This window comes from Methanobacteriaceae archaeon (assembly GCA_030656015.1).
GTDB lineage: Archaea > Methanobacteriota > Methanobacteria > Methanobacteriales > Methanobacteriaceae > UBA349.
The window spans coordinates 70,065-90,549 of record JAUSNX010000002.1; the positions used below are offsets into that span (position 1 = coordinate 70,065).

Annotated in this window: 14 protein-coding genes; 4 read left to right on the forward strand and 10 right to left on the reverse strand. The window is 33.7% G+C overall.

Features of this window, described 5'->3' with window-relative positions; genetic code table 11:
* Positions 1-92: 92 nt before the first annotated feature.
* From Q7I96_03030 to Q7I96_03065, 8 genes are all read right to left on the reverse strand, one after another.
* Positions 93-1,274: a glycosyltransferase gene (locus Q7I96_03030; GenBank protein ID MDO9626586.1), complete on the reverse strand. Its 1,182-nt coding sequence runs from the start codon at positions 1,272-1,274 to the stop codon at positions 93-95.
* A 66-nt stretch (positions 1,275-1,340) separates the two neighbouring features.
* Positions 1,341-2,552 carry a glycosyltransferase family 4 protein gene (locus Q7I96_03035; protein ID MDO9626587.1) on the reverse strand — a complete coding sequence of 404 codons (1,212 nt, stop codon included), beginning with the start codon at positions 2,550-2,552 and terminating at the stop codon, positions 1,341-1,343.
* A 302-nt stretch (positions 2,553-2,854) separates the two neighbouring features.
* The gene (locus Q7I96_03040; protein MDO9626588.1) at positions 2,855-3,850 is read right to left on the reverse strand and encodes an NAD-dependent epimerase/dehydratase family protein; all 996 of its coding nucleotides are present in this window, start codon (positions 3,848-3,850) and stop codon (positions 2,855-2,857) included.
* A 276-nt stretch (positions 3,851-4,126) separates the two neighbouring features.
* The gene (locus Q7I96_03045; GenBank protein MDO9626589.1) at positions 4,127-4,963 is read right to left on the reverse strand and encodes an LCP family protein; all 837 of its coding nucleotides are present in this window, start codon (positions 4,961-4,963) and stop codon (positions 4,127-4,129) included.
* A 281-nt stretch (positions 4,964-5,244) separates the two neighbouring features.
* Entirely contained in the window at positions 5,245-6,123 is an 879-nt protein-coding gene (locus Q7I96_03050) for a glycosyltransferase family 2 protein (protein MDO9626590.1), read from the reverse strand.
* 120 nt (positions 6,124-6,243) lie between these two features.
* Positions 6,244-7,188 carry an NAD(P)-dependent oxidoreductase gene (locus tag Q7I96_03055; GenBank protein ID MDO9626591.1) on the reverse strand — a complete coding sequence of 315 codons (945 nt, stop codon included), beginning with the start codon at positions 7,186-7,188 and terminating at the stop codon, positions 6,244-6,246.
* A gap of 289 nt (positions 7,189-7,477) precedes the next feature.
* On the reverse strand, positions 7,478-9,205 hold the full coding sequence (locus Q7I96_03060; GenBank protein ID MDO9626592.1) for a glycosyltransferase family 39 protein: 1,728 nt from the start codon (positions 9,203-9,205) through the stop codon (positions 7,478-7,480).
* A gap of 153 nt (positions 9,206-9,358) precedes the next feature.
* The gene (locus Q7I96_03065) at positions 9,359-11,164 is read right to left on the reverse strand and encodes a glycosyltransferase family 39 protein (GenBank protein MDO9626593.1); all 1,806 of its coding nucleotides are present in this window, start codon (positions 11,162-11,164) and stop codon (positions 9,359-9,361) included.
* A 904-nt stretch (positions 11,165-12,068) separates the two neighbouring features.
* Between Q7I96_03065 and Q7I96_03070 the strand changes: the two genes are divergently transcribed.
* On the forward strand, positions 12,069-14,393 hold the full coding sequence (locus Q7I96_03070; GenBank protein MDO9626594.1) for a transglutaminase domain-containing protein: 2,325 nt from the start codon (positions 12,069-12,071) through the stop codon (positions 14,391-14,393).
* Positions 14,394-14,568: 175 nt separating this feature from the next.
* On the opposite strand, the gene Q7I96_03075 is transcribed toward Q7I96_03070, so the two are convergent.
* Positions 14,569-14,766 carry a hypothetical protein gene (locus Q7I96_03075; GenBank protein ID MDO9626595.1) on the reverse strand — a complete coding sequence of 66 codons (198 nt, stop codon included), beginning with the start codon at positions 14,764-14,766 and terminating at the stop codon, positions 14,569-14,571.
* 378 nt (positions 14,767-15,144) lie between these two features.
* On the opposite strand from Q7I96_03075, the gene Q7I96_03080 reads away from it, so the two are divergent.
* Positions 15,145-17,172 (forward strand): cell surface protein, encoded by a 2,028-nt coding sequence (locus Q7I96_03080; GenBank protein MDO9626596.1) that lies wholly within the window; start codon positions 15,145-15,147, stop codon positions 17,170-17,172.
* Positions 17,173-17,511: 339 nt separating this feature from the next.
* On the opposite strand, the gene Q7I96_03085 is transcribed toward Q7I96_03080, so the two are convergent.
* Positions 17,512-18,861, reverse strand: coding sequence for an MFS transporter (locus Q7I96_03085; protein ID MDO9626597.1), 1,350 nt, complete (start codon positions 18,859-18,861; stop codon positions 17,512-17,514).
* 610 nt (positions 18,862-19,471) lie between these two features.
* On the opposite strand from Q7I96_03085, the gene Q7I96_03090 reads away from it, so the two are divergent.
* Together Q7I96_03090 and Q7I96_03095 are read left to right on the forward strand one after the other, a co-directional pair.
* Positions 19,472-19,750, forward strand: coding sequence for a PqqD family protein (locus Q7I96_03090; GenBank protein MDO9626598.1), 279 nt, complete (start codon positions 19,472-19,474; stop codon positions 19,748-19,750).
* A gap of 163 nt (positions 19,751-19,913) precedes the next feature.
* Positions 19,914-20,333 carry a lasso peptide biosynthesis B2 protein gene (locus Q7I96_03095; protein MDO9626599.1) on the forward strand — a complete coding sequence of 140 codons (420 nt, stop codon included), beginning with the start codon at positions 19,914-19,916 and terminating at the stop codon, positions 20,331-20,333.
* Positions 20,334-20,485: the final 152 nt, after the last annotated feature.

Below are 20,485 nucleotides of genomic sequence, written 5' to 3' on the forward strand. Positions count from 1 at the left end.
CCAATTATTTAAGAAAAAATGATTATAGAATAAGATTCGGTTTATGCATTTCTTATTATTATTATTATTATTCCAATTTTTCAAACTTATTTTTATTTTAAACATTTTTCATACACTTCCTGGGTCTCCTTAACAACATTTTCCCAATTAAATGTATTTAAAGCGACTTCACGGGCATTTTTAGCCATAGAATCTCTTTTTGAATCATTTTGAAGTATATCCATTAATGCCTTTTTCAGCTGATCTTCTTGGTAGTCTATTACATGACCCTCATTATTTGAAACCCATTCTGAAACCCCACAATATTTAGTTACCACCACTGGAGTTTTACAGGCCATGGCTTCTACCACCACATTACCAAAAGATTCATAGCGATCTTTAGAAGGCAAAACAAAAACATCCGCATCTACATATGCTTCCAACTTATCATTTTCATATAAAGGCCCAGGAATAATAACTGAATTTTCGATTCCTAAATCATGAACCAGATTATTAATTTTATCCAAAAAATGATCATCAGGCCCGGCAATAACCAGTTTTGAAGGCCCTATTTTATCTATCAAAGATTTAAATGATTTTAAAAGTAAATCAATACCTTTTCTCTCATGAAGACGGCTTAAATATAATATTATTTTTTCATCTTCTTTAATTCCCATTTTTTCTCTGAAAAGACCTTTTGTAGGTAGTTTTTGATAAGTTTTCAAATCAATTCCATTAGGAATTTGCACTACCGAATCAAGATCCAAATCAATGAAAACATCTTTATATTGGCTTGCTTCTGAATGGGAAGACGCAATTATTTTACAGGAATCATATATTATAGATTTACCAACTATTTTGTCAAAAATCTCTTTTTGACGGCTTTTTATCATGGTGGGGGCCGATCCTCGAGGTTGGATGATGTAAGGAATATCATATTTTTTAGCATATCTATGGATAATTGCTGCTAAAAACGTTCGGTGCTCGTGTATATGAATAATATCAAATTCTTTAAGTTTTTTTCGAACAACCAGAGGCATATAATAAGGAACTGGAAAATTTAATCCTCCAGCTAAAAACATGGATAAATTACGGAAATAGTAAGTTTCTATTCCTTCCACATCAACTGGAACATTTTTTTCTACGTTTAGTCTTTTTTTAAACCCATCTGTAGTGAAAACAGTAACTTCATGGCCATTTTTAACTTGTCGCCGTGTAATCTCATAAACTGAACGAGGCGGACCACCTGCTTCCCAGGATGGTTTGAAAAATGGAGTTACATGGAGAATTTTCATAAAATCAACTAATATTGTTTTATTATAGATTATCCAGTTTATATCAAGTCATTTTTATGGATAAAATCAAGCAGAAAAATCTTTTATAAGTTTATCCAGTGTTTGTTCAAATCTCTTAGTGATTAATTCCCAGTCATTATGCTTTACAAATTGGCGAGCCTTTTTACCTTCATCTTTAATGATATTCTCATTTCTCATTTTCTGAGCCAGTGGTAAAACTTCCTCTGATCCATTAACATACTGTAATCCATGGCCTTCACCAAATTCCATGCTAATTCCAGGCAACCTGGTAACAATAACTGGTTTTTCCATGGCCATGTATTCGTAAATCTTAATAGGTACAATATCCTGCATAATCTCTTCATCCTGGTGAGCGGGGAGTAAGCATATATCTGCGGCGGCCGTGAATTCTGGTATTCGATTATATGGCTGCTTTCCAGTGAGAATTAACTGGTCCTGCAGGCCATACTTATCTCTAATGTGAACCATATCATCATAGGCATCCCCATCCCCAACCACAACTATTTTAATTTCAGGATATTTTTCCTTATTTTGACCCAGTTCCGTTGCTAGTTCCTTCATTCCAGCAAATTGATAAATCCAACCCATGAAGAAAAGTACGGTGTCATCTTCTTTTATACCATGTTCATCCCGGATACGTGAACCATCAAGATTCGGATCGAACTGTTTTAAATCAATTCCTGCATCAATTATTTGAGTTTTTTCCGGATTTGAGCCGAGTTCTATTGCTAATTCAGCTAATCGTTGGTTAATAGTTAGTACTAAATCAGATCGTGCGAGGGTACGTTTATTAATATTTTTTCCCAAACCTTGGAATATTTTCTCAGGAATTAAAGCATATAATACATCTATTAAATAATAAACAAAAGGAATACCATGTTTATTGGCCGATCTGGCCGCCAAATTAGCATTTAACAAACCAAAGGCAATAATTACATCCGGTTTAAATTCTTTTATTTGCCTTTCAATTTCCTTCCCATGGAAATAAGGAATAGAAACATAATCTAAAACTGGTATCTGGATTAGAGAAGGCCTAACAACTTGTATTCTGGCTTTAGGATTTACCTTATGAACATGGTGGTAAACTTTTCTATCAACCAGGAAATCATATCTTTTTTCATCCTTTCTTCTCCAATCAATCCCATGATCTATTACTCGAATGGAATGACCTTTGACTGATAGGCGATCCATTAGATGGTGTTGTTGGTGTGGATTTCTTTCAATCCAGTCTGATTCCTGAACAATGAGTATACGCATTTAAATTACCTATGAATTTCTTAAAAATTGAATTATATGTTAACTATAAATTAAATTCACTAAATTTGAATAAATTTAATGATGAGTTTTAATATCAATAAGTTTTGAATAAATTTAATGACCCTTAACAAAATCTTTTAATTAAATCTGCAATTAATATAGGGATTTATCTTATAAATAAGTGTCACCTCATTTAATATAATTATCAAAAATAGATTAATGGGTTCCAAATATTTATTTATAGAAAAATAAGTGATTAAAAAATAATTATTTAGAAGAAATATTTAGAAAAAATATTTTAATTAAAACTCAGCACTTTCTTCTATGTTTTCCCAGCTGTCATCGAACCATTTATGAGTTCTTTTAAGGCCATCTTTAAAGCTAACGGTAGGCTGATAGTCCAGTATTTTTTGGGCCTTTTCAATGGATGATAAAAGCTGAGTCTTGGCATCCCAGTTTCTACGGGCCATATACGCCACTCCTTCTTCATTTCCAGTGAGTTCATTTACCCATTTGGCCATGTCAATAACCCGATTATCTTTGGCAGAGCCTAAATTTATGGCTTGACCTATAGCTTCTTCTTTAATTCCCATAGCTAAAAGTCCATTGACAATATCTTCCACAAAGGTCCAGTCCCTTGTTTCTGAACCATCACCAGTAATCGGTAGGGCCTGTCCAGTCATGGACCAGTAGAAGAAGTTAGGAATAACATTTCGGTACTTTCCAGGGACTTCACCAGGGCCAAATACATTGAAAAATCTGGCATTTACAATGGGCATATCATAGAGATTGTGGAAGTAATTGGTGTATAACTCACCCAATAATTTTGTTACTTGATAAGGGGTGTGTAGAGAAATAGAAATATCATGTTCTTCAAATGGCATTTTAGAGTCTAATCCATAGACTCCACAACCCGAAGATGAGTATACAAATCTTTCCACTCCAACCAGTTGTGCGTATTGTAAAACTTTTAAAATACCTATACCATTAACCATTAAATCCTTTTCAGGATTATCTACACTGTTTTGATTGGCAAAGTGAGCCGCCAGATGGAAAACATAGTCTGGTTTTTCTTTAAAGACTCTTTTTAAAGAAGCATCATCCAAAATATCCCCTTTAATGAACTCCACATTATCCAGTTGAGGTATATTCCATTCATAGGCCGATGACATGTTATCCAGGATGATAACTTTACCAGCACCTAATTCTCCTAATCTTCGTGAGAGATTGCTCCCTACACAACCAGCCCCCCCAGTTACCAGTACCGTTTTATCTTCATATTCCTTAAATTGATCCATTTTAACAAACCTCTGTGATTATTAGGAATTAAGTAATTAATTAGAGTAGTTAATTATTATTTTACAAAATGATTATATTTTACAATAAGTTTTAATTTATATATTAATTCTATTATTTAAAATAAGTAATGATATTGTTTTAATTTATCTATAATTAATTTTTAAAAAATGAAAAATAATTGATTTAAAAATAAATATTTAAAATATCATATAAATTTTTCACCATAATAGGGCAATCGAATATCTGCCCTACCATTAAGACGTATTCTTTAAAAATCAATTCCTTAGACCTAACTCAACAAGAATAGCTTCGGTTTTATTCATGTCCGGAATCATGGAATTTTCTCCATTTATATTAGTATAATTTCCTGGAACCACCTCGATTTTAGCATGGCCTATATCGAAGCCCGCGATTAACTTTTCAATTACCGTTGTTTCCACCGGGGGGATATCTGTTTTTACATTTTGCCTTAGCTGATTTAAAATCATAGGAAGTTTGAGTAGGTTAGATGGTTTTAGGATTTCATCAGTAATGGCTTTTATTGCTTCCCGATGTCTTTTCATCCGCCCACCTTCTGACTCTGAATCTTGTCTGAAACGAAGAACAACCAAAGCTTCACTACCAGTTAATCTACTCATCCCTGTTTTTCCATTTAATTCTGGCCTAACAGCAGAAATATGGGGTTCTACATACATATTGATACCACCCAAAGTATCCACCATCTCTTTAAAGCTGGTGAAGTCCACCAAGATATAATAATCAATCCGCACATTCAAAAAGTTCTCCACAGCGGTTTTAGTGGTGTTTATATCACCATAGGCATAGGCACTGTTAATTTTACCCACACCTCTTCCTGGAATTTGCACCATGGTATCACGGGGTATGGAAAGCAGAAAAATTTCCTTTGTTTTTTTATCAATGGATAAAATGGTAATGGAATCAGTGTATCCATTGTGTTCAGGAGTTCGGGCATCTGAACCTAAAAGTAATATATTAATTCTTTCACTGCCTATTCCATCAGAGGTAAATGTATTATACAAATTCCATGCAGAAAATGATAGTCCTGCAATTGATATAAATAGTAATAATATTATTATATTCTTTTTATCCAAAATTCTTCCTCCAAATTTTCACAATACTATCGAGAATTTATTGTGTGTATTTGAATAATATACATAGCATTTAAATTAATATGTTTATGATATTCCTAAATTAGACTATTATGGAACCTATTTAAATATTTTAAAGCCATATGGCAATCCCCATAACAATCAAACCATTTAAACTCATATTATAATTATAAACTAAAAATATTTACAATCGCTCTTGTATTCAAACTTCAAGTTTCCGATTTAGTTGAGAATCTAATATAAGATATAGTTTAAAGAGATTTTTAGCGATTTTGACGTATCATACGTCCCATGGAATCTAAAATAATACCAGTAAACATCATAAAAGTTCCAAATAGAGTTAACATGATGGCTAACATAGTAGGACCTATATTGATACTTATTCCTAACATATAATCTCGCAGAAATAACAATCCTAAAGAAGCACCGATAAGAAATATGAGGAGTCCCGGGGCGGCAAAATAGTATAATGGTCTGTTTAATTCCATGTCCTGGAATATCTTAAATAGAACCCGGATTCCATGGCTTACCGGGTTTTTAGTAGATCCATCTACATCATATCTTACCCCAATTTCAACTTCTATCACCGTTAAACCGGCCTGGGCAGCATCTACTAACATTTCACTTTCTACCCCAAAGCCCTTCTCTTCAAATCGGAAAAATGGAAAGCTTTTGGAAGCGAATGCTCGGAATCCACTTTGAGTATCGGTGGTATGCAGTCCACTGGACATATTAGTGGCCTTATCCAGTACTTTTTGGCCCACTCTTCGATATGCAGGAGTATTTTCATCGGCACCTGTAATGTAACGACTTCCATTAACTACATCTGCTTCTCCTTCGAGAATAGGTGCTACTAATAGTGGTATTTCATCAGGATTGTGTTGAGCATCTGAATCTATGGTAATTACTACATCTGCGTCACTAGCAGCTTGGAATCCTGATTTTAAAGCGGCTCCTTTTCCCATATTTTTATGATGCCGGATAACCTCTGCACCCGCCAGTTCAGCTACTTTAGAGGTGCTGTCCGTGCTCCCATCATCGATAACAATTATTTTATCCACATGTTCCTTGCATCTAAGAATTATGCTTCCCAAAGCAACTTCTTCATTAAAAGCAGGCAGTAATGCAACTATTTTACTCATAATATTGTTTCCTGATTTTTGAATTGGATTTATTTGTTGAATCCCTATTAATAAATATTTAAATTAATCATCTTAGTTTTTTAATAATTCTTGATATTTCTAGAAATTAATCCTTAAAAATTATTCCTCAATTCTATAATACCATTTCATCCATTCCACAGTTTTCTTGATACCTTCTTCAGGCGTAACTTGTGGATTGTGTTTGAGGTCTTTAATGGCTTTGGAGAAGTCCATGGTTTTTACTTTAGTAGTGAAGGCCTCTTCTTCATGGTAAGTTACAATGGAATCATCAATTCCCACAGCATCCAAAACCATATCCGAATACTCTTTTATTTCGTGTTCCCATTCCTGTTTACTGCCCACATTGTAGGCCTCCCCCGGGATAAAGTTTTCCACAATATTAGCAAAGGTACGTGCCGTATCCTCTACATAATCAATTATCCTTTTGTGGCCCATATAAACGTCGTATGGTTTGTTGTGCAAGGCGTGGTAAATGAAGATAGGTATAAATCCTTTATATTTGGAATAAGCTTCATGAGGCCCATAACAGTTAACAGGGCGTACCCTAACCGTTTCAGTATCATGCATAGTGGCCGAATTCATGCACATGAGTTCTCCGGCCCATTTGGTGATGGCATAATCATTCATTTGATAAGTTTCGGATATAGGCCTATCAACCATTACATCTTCACTCATTACCCCATTGTAGTCCCCGTAGACTTCTGCAGAGGAGAAAAATATCATTCTGAACTTTAATTTTTCCTGGAGGCGAATCATGTGTTTGGTTCCCATTACATTGGTTTCCCACAGGTTTTCATAGTAGTCTTCACCATTCCAACGGCCATATTCTGCGGCCAGATGATATACATAGTCAAATTTATCATTATTGTCAAATACACGCTCTATTTGGCGATAATTTTTGACATCAGCCCGTACATAATCATCTATTTCATGATGTAAAAGGTCCAGAGCCAGTACTTCGTGACCACGACTTCTAAGGTCGTTCACTAGATTAGTACCTATAAATCCAGAGCCTCCAGTAACTAAAATTCTTTGAGTTTCCATAAATAAATCTCCTAATTATTAAATCTCTTTAAATCTGTTAAAATGAACTTAAATTAGTGAATAACAATCATTGTATTATATTTTTATTCCATATAATAATTCCATATAATTTTTTTAATCCTATGAGATTTGTTATAATATCTCATCACAATTAATTAATTTAACTTAATTTTCATTTAAAAGCCTATATATTTTTCTTATAAATTAAGTATAAAAATGTCCCTTGTTAATTTTTCAATTATAAAAATAATGTATAATTAAAAAATTTGAAAATAATGAAAATAAAAATTTAATCTTTCTGATAAATAAGCACGTTATCTACTTTTTTAAGGACATGGTAACCTTCTAAATTAAGAGGAGTCTGTGATTGCACATATAAGTAGTATTCAGGATCAATTTCAGCCATGAGCTGAGTAAATACTTCATGCGTCACTTTTAGAGGGATACGCGTAAATACATATTTTTTAAGATACCAACTAAAGGCCGGGCCTCTATCAGCAGCAATGGTCTTGTTTTTATAGTTAGGATCGTAATTCATGAGCCATTGGGCGGCAGCTTGTTCTGATTCAACCTGGGGATCCGAGTGGGGAATGGCATCAATATAGATAACTGTGGAAAATATCATGGAAAATACCAGTAAAACAGAAATCAGAGCCGATGTGGCATTAATTCCTTTGAATTTGTATTTAATTAAACTGGATATTTGATTAATACCTAAAGCAATCCCATAGGCCAGTGGTGGGGCCATGGTTATGAAATAACGATCTACCTTAACTGGATGGGCACTGTGCATAATTAAAAAGGCCAAAAACCAGGTTAAAAATAAGATGTCCAGGTCCAGATATTTCAAATCTAAATCCTTTAAGAGGAGATAAATAGAAATGGACATCACAACCATGATAACTTCACTTACCGCATAAGAAACCTGGGAATAAGTTCCTACTAGAATAATCACGGAGATAATAACGGCCGCTAGCCTGAAATAAAACGATTTTAGATTATTTAATTTACCAAAAACATTTATTGATTCATTTCCATTTTTAATATTTCCATTTTTAAGAGTTTTAAACTCTTCAAATAACTGTTTAAATATTTTAAATAGATAGATTAAAATTCCCATCATTAAAATTCCAAGTAAAACATAGGCCAGTATAGTGGGGAGACTGTAAGACGGCCACAGCATGTTCTGATATCCACTGATAGCCTGGGAAGAAATGTATTCTGGTATGTGTTTAAAATAATATAGGGTATCTAAACTGTATCCTGGATTAGCAGAAGACACTGCACCTGATGCCGATCCTGAAAATTGTTGGAAAAATGGGAAAAGATTCCCTACCTGTCTTTTAAAATAGAACATGAAGGGTAAGTAGATTAATACACCTAAAATTATTCCTTTTATAGCTTTTTTCAAATCAGGCCCTTGGGGACGGTTTATATAAATTACCAGGAGCATGGGAATTAAAATTAAACCCGAAGTATATCTAGTTAAAAAGGCCAGCATGGCCACGGGAAAAGCAAGATAAAAGAATTTTGAATCTTTTTTAACGGCCAGTAAAGTGAAGTACAAGGCCCATATAGATAAAGAAATTGCTGGAACGTCCAGAGCTCCAGAAACAGCCCATATAAGAACTACGGTGAATGTAGCAAAAGATAAGGCACCTACCAAACTTTCCCATTCATTGAATCTCATTTTTAAAATTAAATAAAGGCCCAAGGTTCCTAAAAAGTAAAAAACTCCACTGATGGCAAATAAAGTTGATTCATAGACTAAATCTGCTCTGAAAAATAGTGAGGTGATAAATGGTAAAAATGGGGATAAGTAAAGCGTATCGCCCACACCCATCCCCGCCATTTTAAGGGCATTATTCAGATATAAAAATATATCCCAGTAATACACTCCAATTTGAGATTGTATGGTAACAAGAGCATAGGTAAAAATAGCAGTTATAACTGCCAAGAGAGTGAATGCTATCAAGGAAGGCTTATTATTGGCCATACATTTTTTTATTTTTTCCATTTTTAGGCCTCAATTACTATTTAATAAATTCTGTTATTTTATAAAGGGGAATAATTCAATTTACCATAATCTATTGAAATTATAATTTATATTTTAAATTTAATATTTAATTTAATTATTTAATATTAAAATACAATTCTTCTTATATTATACTCAATTTCTTTTATAAATATAAACAATTTTGTCATTAGCTACTTTGCTATAGCCCTCCATATTCAAAGAACCTCGCCCATTAGTGCTTATGAAATAGGTGGCATTGGAATTTTTAAGCATCTGTGAAAATTCATCTGATGTTTTAAAATCCTGCGGATATCCTCTCCGGACATCCATTTTGAGATACCAACTTAAAGCAGGCCATTGATCTGAAAAAATGACTTGTTCTTTATATTGGGGATCATAGGTTTTCATCATTTTTGCTCCTTCTTCCAAAAATCCATAAACCTTGTAAGGAACTTTGTCTTCATAGGGCTGCAGGGCAGAAGCAAATAGAGTTACGGCTAAAATTAATATAAGAGCCCCAGATATAATTTTTTTATGGTTTAATTTATTAGTTAATCTCGCTATAAGATTACCTGTATTGGAAAGTCCCAGAACCATGAAATAAACCACAGCTGGAATCATGGTGATGAAATATCTATCCACCTTTATGGATAAAAAGCTGTGAGAAATAAGATAGGTCAAAAACCATATTAAAATAACTAAATCAATCCTAAAGACCCTTTTGATTTCCAGTCCCTTAATGATTTCAATTTTTCGCAAGGCGAAATAGGTAATTAAAATAGTGGAAAACATTAGAAGTTCACTTATTAAGTATGAATTACCGCCTAAGCTGATAATAAATAAAATAATCAATATTTCAACTAAAAAAACCATTATGGGTAGAATATATCTATTATTGAGCCATGAATCTAATTTTTTATTAATATTCCTCGCAGAGCTAGTATTCTTTTTGGTAGCACGATCCAGGCAATTATTCTTTAAAAAAGCCCATAATTTATTTAAAATTCCGGAAACATAGGAAATAAGGCCCAATCCTGTTAAAAACAAAAATAAATAAGAAATAGGGTTAACTTGGCCGGTATTAGGTGTCATCATTGATCCAAAATCAAGTCTAGAATCATTTAAGGGATAACTGGAAATATAGTTAGGAATATTTTTTAAATAATAAGCCTTATCTGGCATTAATCCCGGATCTCTGGTAGAAGCATGGTTTTCAACACTAACCCCGAATTGGTCCAAGAAGGGGAAGGGGTTTCCTAAATTAGCATAAAAAAATCCAACAAATGGAAGGAAAATTAAAATTCCCAGAACGATACTAATAGCTATTTTTTTTATTTCACTTTTAGTAAATCCTTTATCAAAATAATGGGTTATAAATAAAAATAAAAGAGGTAAAATAAGTAAGCCCGAAGTATATCGAGTAAGGAAAGCTAGAGCTGCTGCTGGAAATATGAAGTAAATGGATTTATTATTTTTTTCAAGACCATAAACTGCTAAAAATATAGTCCAGATTGAAAAACAAACTGCCGGAACATCCAATGCTCCAGATACGGCCCACGGCAGTACAACTGAACAGGAGGTAAATATAATGGCCCCAGCAAAGCTTTTTAGATGGGTGAATCGAAGATTTAGGAGCAAATACATCCCATAAATACCCAGAATAAATATTAAACCGGTCACTAAGTAAAGAGAGGACTGGAATACCAAGCCAGCACGATACAGTAGGGATGTTAAAAAGGGGATTAAAGGAGATAAGTAAATTTTATAGCCCTCACCTAGTCCGGCAAACATAAGGGCATTGTTTAAATAAAGATATACATCCCAGTAAATTACTCCAATTCTAATCTGCACTTCAAGTAAGTAAATTGTAAAAATAATTGCAAAAGCTATTAATATGATGGAATACACCCATAAAGGCCTTTTTTCCATCTTATTGTAAATTTTACGAAATGAAATCATGATATCACTGACATAATGGGTTATTTGATATAGGTTATTATTTGAGGTAAAATATTAGAGTTAGATTATTTGAGACATTATTATTTGAGGTAAAATATTAGTGGATTATTAGGGATATTATTATTTGAAGTAGATTATTTTAGATTAACTTAAACCGAATTATTATAGAATTTCTTTTCACCTATTATGGTTAAAGGTCAATATACTTGATTAATGAAATAGATTAGAATTCTTATAATTTTAATTAGTTATTATGTTTTATAAATTAGTTTGAGTATTAATAATTGATAAAATCTGATTTTTATTATTAATATTTTAATTTAATTAGTTATCCTCATTTACCATATTCTAAGAAGTATAACAACCATTATAATAACGCAGAACATTATTTAAATGTATTCCATTAACTTAAACTTTTAGGATTATTTCAACGATTATAAATCCAAATGGATAGACTATTGTGAACATTTTGTAATTAATTGTGATTTAGATGAATTAGGAATATTAAACCCCTTAAAATGAATCTATATCAAATTAAAATTACTTAGTAGATTAATAATCTATATTAATCATTAAATGGCCTTATTATTCTTCACGAGTAGAACTAAGTTATTAAATAAGTTACCATAGTACTCATAATAAATAAAATGGTCTTAAATGATGGGTTTATTCTTAAAAAAAGCTCTTTCAAAAACTTTTCAGTTAAAATAAGCTCCCAACAAGTCATTTCCACCATAATTAAATATAAAACCTTTTAATAGAGTCCCTTTTAATTTAAAAGGCCCATATAATGTCTTTTTTTCAATTTTAAATCAAAATATTTATATAGTAATTTGAAGTCCATATGTTTTATCATCGGGTCTTTTATCAAATTTTAACTGTTAACAATATTAATCAGTAAAATATGACCATATTAGGCCTAGTTGATATGGAGGCGGTAATAATTTCGCGAAACTTACAAATAGTTTTTTTATTAACGATTTGCTTAGCATTTCTAAACTCCAATGTTATATACGCAGAAACACTAGTAAACGGAACATCAGTAAATGACACTGATATAAACAGTTCTACACCATTAAAAACTTTTGATTCGAATAACACAAACAATCAAACCAGTGACAGCAATAGCAGTAACAATATTTCAACCAGTACTAATTCTAGTACTCCCCAGACCAGTACCAGCAGTGCATCAGCCAGTGACAACAGTAACTCAGCTCACGGTTCTATGTGGGTTAAAGCCAGCGACATGGGAAAAATAAACTTTACCCAAATTAAAGAAGGTGGAATTGAGGACATATTCTTAGAACAGGCGGCTTTAAATGATGCCAAATATAAGACCAACCTCACCGCATTTTTAAGTAAAGCTAAAAATTCCAGTATTCGAGTAAGTGCCTGGGTAATCTGTTTAAAATACAACGAAACTTTCATAGATCCCACCGGTAAGTACAACTACCAGGTTACTACATCCAGCCAAGTAGCTGTGAAAACACCCTACAAATACTACTACAAGACCAAAGTGAAAGTGGCCTATCAAAAATCAGTGAAACAGTACTACAAAAGTTACTACAAGTACAAAGGTAAACTGAAGTACAAATTAAAGTACAAATGGGTAAAAAAGACCTATTACAAGTACGTTTACCAGACCAAGTACACCATAAAGTACAAAACCACTTATCAAACCAAGTACACCACGACTACCAATACCGGGTACAATACTACCTATGCCAACAGTTACATCAACAACTTAACTGCGCGAATTGTCAACTACACCAAAATCGATGGAATCAATGGAATACACCTGGATTACATTAGATACTCTGGAAAAGCATATAACAGTACCAATGGAACGCAAGCCATTACAAATATTGTGGCCAAGATCTCTGCAGCAGTAAAAGCCATTAATCCTTCTGCTCTTCTCTCTGCAGCACTCATGCCTGAGACCGGAAGCAACGCCTATTACTATGGACAGGATTACCCTGCTCTGGGAAAGTATCTCGATGTTCTGGTCCCTATGATTTACAAGGGAAATTACAAGGAAGATGCTTCTTGGATTGCATCGGTAACCAAGTACATATCCACCCATTCTAATGGTAAGCCTGTTTGGGCCGGTATAATGACCTATGAATCTGATTCTAACCCCACACCTTTAGGATCGGCTGAGTTACTTAATGATACTCAAACTGCTTTAAATAATGGTGCCACAGGATATACGCTCTTTAGATACGGTAATGTTTTGAACAGCGATTTCTTTAACTATTCAGGGAATTTAGCTATAAATTCAACGGCACATACCAACACCTCTTCGGAATCTGCCGGAAATACTACTTCCAGTATTATCTCCCTGGCAGCTATTGAAAGTGCGGCCAGTTCCCTCAAATCATTCATAGAAACCAATAACAGACTTCCTAATTACGTAACCGTGAATTCCCAGCAGTTAAAAGTTAGTGAATTCCTATGCCTCATGGCTAATGGAATTTTAAACTTAAATAGCGGGAAAAACAGCGGTGTAGGGCAAAAAACATTATCCAGTGATCCAACATCCAGTGGAAGTACCTTAAGTGGTAATTTGTATCTAAGTGACTATGTGAGTCTAGCTCAAAGTATAGTGAACTACATCAATACTAACCATGCAGCTCCAGGTTCTATGAGCACTTCTCTAGGAAATATGCAATTTAAAACCATGGTTTATTCCCTGGCCAAGATTCTGAATTTCCAGAGTTTGAATGATCGTTTACCTAGCTATGTAACCATTGACGACACCGTATATCAGAACAGTACCATTCAGTACTTGCAACCAACTAAAAACTGTCAATCCACAGACTCTAATATTACGGCCCTGGCATCTTCTCTAACCAGCGGGCTAACCAGTACCCTGGCCAAAGCTACAGCCATATTTAACTGGGTTCGAAACAACACCAGTTACAGTTTCTACTACAATACCAAGTACGGAGCAGTGAATACCTTGAAAAACAAGGTTGGAAACTGTGTGGACCTTTCCCATCTTTTAGTGGCCCTTTCCCGGGCCGCAGGAATTGCAGCCAAATATGTGCATGCCGACGCCACTTTTACCAGTGGTAATGTCTATGGACACGTTTGGGCGGAGTTTCTCATAGATGGGGCCTGGGTTAAAGCTGATGCAACCAGTAATAGTAATTCTCTGGGTAACATAACCAATTGGAATACGGCAACTGCTAAGATGAAAGGAACATACGCAGAACTGCCATTTTAGAAAGACCATTGGTCTTTCTTTTTTCATTTTTTTTATAATTTCTTGCTTTTACTTAAAAGAAAAATCAGTTTAATCTGGACGAGTAATGAACTTTCCTAAATTTAATAGCATTTAAAAGATAGGAAGAAATTCCTAAAATTAGGAAAATAATGGCCGTATTAAATCTAGTAGTTACCTAGCCCATTAATAGGCCCTTTAAAAAGGATATGTCCAGAATCCAGCCCAACAAAATAATTATAGACCGTAATGTTAATGCTGATGAAAGAATTTTAGATATTTTAAATGTTTTTTCAATCCAGGGCGAATAAAAGTTACTCTCATAATCTTCTTCATCCGTGATTAATGGAGTTTTATCCCTTTGATAATTTTTCATTCACTCCCCCCAAAAAAATGGAAGTTAATAATTAATTAGTTCTGGTTAAATTAGTTCTGGTGTATAATAAATTTTGTTAAAATAAACTATTTTCTCCCTTACCAAGTACAACCACACCTTAAATTCACTAGTAGTAAAAATACCAAAAAACACGGCATACTAAGTCAAAAGAAAGCAATCAAGATCACAGAGACTTGACCATGAATAGAAGTTAGTTCTTATTTTAATTTAACAGATAATCAAACAAGTATTCCACAGTTATCAATTGACACCATATTAAAGACTTAAAATCATCACCGAAAAAAAGAAATAGTAATATGATAATATATCTTCATACTTACTATTTATTACCTGTCAGGGGTCTAAGAAGGTGGAAATTTGAAAATAAAAGCTAATATGGGATCTTTTAAGGCTTTATTACTTATTGGAATTTTATTTTTTGGTTTTAGTGGTGTATCTGCAGCTCAATGGGAAGTGGGGAGTGGAAAGACTTACACTACAATTCAGTCAGCAATAGATAATGCAAACACTCTGGATGATGATGTTATCAATGTGCACAGTGGAAGATACACTGAAGATGTTATAGTAAATAAAAAATTAACCCTACAGGCCAATAAGGGGGATTATGTAGAAATACAAGCCACAAATACAGGATTTACTGTAGTAAATGATAGCACTGGTGATGGAAGTGGAAGCACCATAGATGGATTCAAAATAAATAGTTCAACTACTGGTACCGGTGTTAATGTCAGTGCAGACAACTGTAATGTTAAAAATAATGAAATAATTGGAGGTAAAACCGGAATTACAGTTTCAGGAAGTAACACTACAATTATAGGTAATGTTATTTCTGGCCAATCAGAAACTGGTATTCTAGGAAACCTTTCCCAGGGTTTCTTCACTGTTTCTGGAAACCACATATCTAATATAATTGGTCAAGGATCCGTAAATGGAATTACAGTATCTATTAACGGGAGTTTAACTGATTTTAATGCCATGGGAAATACTATTACCAACATCAACGCGTTTGGTGTTGGTGGTAGTGTATTTGGAATTCAAGTGGGAAAGAGTAAAGGTGCAGATGGAAATCCAGAAGTGGGCAATGTCACCAATTTAATGGTCACTAAAAATATAATTACTGGTATCAATGCCACTAGCGCTATTATGGGAATGGAATTAATAACCAGTAGCATTAATGCTGTGATTTCTGGCAATGAATTATCCAAATTAACAGGATCTACTGGTAGCTCCGTATACGCTCTTGAAGCCGCTATTATAGGGAATGGCACTGTTTTGGTCTCTAAAAATAAAATATCACAAATAAGTGCATATGAACAGGCTGTGGGAATAGTAATTATAGCTTTAGGTGATTTAAAATTACAAGACAACATAGTTGTAAATATTAATAATGCTAAGGCAGCAGTGGGGATGTTGGGTCTTGGATTATTTAATAATGCAACTTTAGAAAATAATAGTGTTTATAATATTAACTCCCCTAACATAGCCGCAGGAATTGTAGGCACAGCTCTAGCAAATCTTAACATGTTGCATAATACAGTAATCGGAGTTAATGGAGCTAATGATGTGGGCATGGTAGCTGCTGGTTTTAACACCACAATAATTACAGGAAACAACCTGGAAGGAGATGGTTCAGGTAATGGTATTGTAATATGTTCGCCTAATGGAACAATTAACTACAATCGGATTGCAAACTTTGAATATTACATTCAGAACTTTAAATTTTCATCATTTGGGCCCAGTATCGATGAAATGCTTAAACCCATTGATGATGCCATTAAAAACCATCCTGAACTGGAACCTATCTTAAAACCCATCCGTGATGATCTGGATAAGATGTTCCATGAACTAGAAAAAAGCAAAACCAAAGCCACTTACAACTGGTATGGGACCAATTCACCTCATGCTAATAAATTCTTCGTGGGAACTGGAACTTTAAACTATTATCCATGGTTAGTTTTGAATATTAATGCATACCCCTCCACTATTAAAGCTGGTGAAACTTCTATTATAACTGCAGATGTTTACACAGATTCAACTGGTGGTGATCACAGTTCTAATGCAGCTATGTTCTTCAGCGGCCCTCAGGTAACATTCACCACCAACCTGGGAAATGTAGGAAGTAAATCGGTGACAGCCCCCTGGATTAATGGTCTGGCTACTGCTATTTTAAGAGCTGATGAAGGTTCGGGTATAGCCACGGTAACCGCGAATGATCACCAAGGAGTACAAACTTTAGTAACTATTCTAGGAGCATCCGAGACATCCACATCAAAAGTAAACTCGCAAACCATAGGGATGCAAAATACTGGAATTCCAATAGCAGGAATAGTCCTAGCCATTCTGATGGTACTAGGAGGATTTATCAACACCCGTAAAAAAAAATAAATTGATATTAAAATCATTTTCCCCCACCTTTTTATTTATAAGAAATAATAATCTCATATCACCATAAAACCATGTTTTCATATTAAAAAAATAAAAACATTTACTAGGCCGCTCTACCGCAATATATTCCTTTATGATATTGAATACCAACTTCTAAGCCTGGAAAAATTAATCATACCCTGTCCTTTTTCAAATATTATTAGTCGTTTTTTCGTATAATTCATCTTTTTCTAGTTCTTTTAACCTGCGGCTAAAGATTTTAGAATCATTTAGTGCTCCAAAATGTAAAATTAATCCCTCCCCCGCCAGGTAACAAGAATACTAAAAACCACATAATAGTTACTTTTTACCCTTCCAGGTAACAACCACCCCGAAAAAGCACATTATACTAAATAAGACCAGGGAAATCTGAGTACATAATATAAAGAGATCGATATTTTCCGGGCCTATAAAGGATCCTCCAATAAATATATTCAAAAGTAATAGGGCAAAGGCCATTCCCATTAACTGACCTACCACCCGCATGGTAACTAAAGAAGCTCCCGCCACACCAAAATATTTCTTTTTAACTGAAGAGAATACAATGTTGTTGTTTGGAGTTCCAAATAGGGCAAATCCAATACCCATCATACTTAAAAGAATGATTATTTCCCAAATCTGGGTATTAATAAAGGCCAGAGCAAATGTAGCCATGGTTACTATACTCATTCCTAGCATGGCCAATTTATAAGGGTCTTTGCGATCAGATAGACGGCCAGCATAGGAAGAGAAAATGGTTATAAAAAGTGGCTGGACAGCTAAGATAATTCCGGTAGTGGCCGGGTTTAATTTTAAAGCATATTGAAGATATAAACTTAAAAGAAATATTAAGGGGTAGGCGGCCGTGTAACTGATAAGAGTGGCCAGGCTATTAAATCCAAAAGTCCTGTTTTTAAATAAGCCCAGGTCAAATACCGGGGTTTCGATTTTATTTTGGTAGAAATAGTAAATTATTCCGGTTATTAACCCCGCAGATAGTAAAAATGCGCCATTAATCTCTGGAAGCTGGGTAAGTCCCAGAATAACCAGTACCATGGAAATTCCCAGTATAAAAGTACCTTTAATATCAAATTTTTCACCCTGAGCCGGCTTCCATTCTTCTTTAAGTTTAGATGCAGCGTAAGTGGTGATTATTCCCAGAGGAACGTTGAAGAAGAAAATACTTCTCCAGCCCAGACTCTCCGTTAAAATTCCTCCGAGAACTGGTCCTAAGAAAAGTCCTAAATATGCTCCAGTGACCGCTATACCCAGGGCACGGCCTCGTTCCATAACTGGAAAAATCGAGGCTACCATGGCATTAACATTGGCAAATATCATGGCCGATCCAATTCCCTGAATTATTCGGAAGAATAATAGCATCTCACCAGAAATCGAAAAACCAGCTAAAAATGAGGATATGGTGAATATAATAATTCCCATCCAGAATATTTTTTTACGGCCATGAATGTCTGAAAATCGACCCACGGGAATTAATAAAACGGCCAAGACCAGCAAGTATGCCGTGGGTATCCATCCCATTACAAGAGCATTTATAGAGAGTTCCTGGCTTATTTGTGGAAGGGCAATATTAATTGAGGAACCTACAAAAGGGGTTAAGAAAGAAGCTAGGAAGGCCAGAATTAATGCAAATGATCGGGTGTCTTTTATCATGATATCATGGAGTAAGCAAGAGAATTCGGTATTTAATTTATCAAATGGAAAAAATTTAATTCTTAATTATTTATTAGTACTTTATTTGATAAATTACTTCTCTTAAATTAGGAGGATATTTTTAGATTATAAATTAAATGGTTAGTACCATATTGTTAAACAAAAGCAATAATGCATTTAAATTTAAATAAAAACCAATGCTAATGGCCCAAAAATTATTTATAATGTTAGATCCATTAATAATAATAAAAGTTGCTGTTGGCCAGGGTACACACACGTCAACAGTTTGCTTTTTAATTTTATGATAATTTTTATTTTTAATTTGACACGAATGTGTATAATTGATGGTGTTTACTTAATGGATTATGATTGTTTTTAATGAACAATGAATTAAATTATATTAAGATTAAATATAATCATAGGTGTTAGGTAGAATTATATAATTACCGTACCTGATTTCAAGCATTGCTAAGTATAATTATTGGTTGAAATTAGTTTATTATATTATTTAATTTAATAATTAATTTACAAAAATAATATAATTAAAATTGAATATACTAATAGCACATACGATTATTATAATTAAATAACTTTTTTAGAGGAATAAATAATGATTATATCCGATTTATCAGTAATTTCAGTAACCAAAGAAGCAGTACACTGCGATTTAGAAGACGAAGTAGTAATTTTAGGCCTGAAAGACGGTGTTTATTATGGCCTTAATCCTGTAGGGGCCTTTATATGGAATCTTATTCAAAAACCCATAGCGGTAAAAGAGATTAAAGAGGCCATTTTAAATGAATACGATGTGGAAGAAGAGGTTTGTGAGAAGGATTTAATAGAGTTACTGGGTAATCTAGAGGAGAAAAATCTTATAGAGGTCTCTTAGAATAATTATAAGTTATTCTCAGGTATAGAGGTTTCTTAGAGTTAATTATCTTGATAAAATAGTTATTTCCGGGTAATTAACTACATAATCTGGTTATTAACTACCTAAAACAAATAATAATCTATTTCTTTAATTATAATTTCTTATAAGTGAGCAGCTAATTATGACTATTATCCACAGTTTTCTTAAATTAAATAATGAAACTAAATGGCTTCTAATTAAAGCCCTGGCCACCTTGTGGATAGTTAGAATAATGCTCTGGATATTTTCTTTTGTGCGAATTCAAAGAATAATTAAAGGATTTACTCACAAAAGTGGTAAAAATAACATACCATTAGCACGAATTACCTGGGCCACCCAGGTGATGAGTCGTTTCACTCCCCGAGCTACCTGTTTGGTACGGGCCCTGGCTGGTCAGATATTATTATCCCAGTATGGATATGATTCTAATATTAAGATTGGGGTTAGTAGGGATAAAGGAGAATTTGAGGCCCATGCCTGGTTAGAACATGATGGTGGAGTTATTTTAGGTGAATCAGAGATTGATTATGTTTCTATTTTAGATATGGGAACAGAAAAATAAGTATAATAATTAAGAGTGCTGCTTATGGATTTTATTGGTAAAAAAAATCTCATCTTAATCTCTTAAAAATCTAACCAGAATTAATAAAACAAATCTCATCTTAATCTCTTAAAAAGATATTAAAAATATTTTTTATTTATTTTTAAACCATT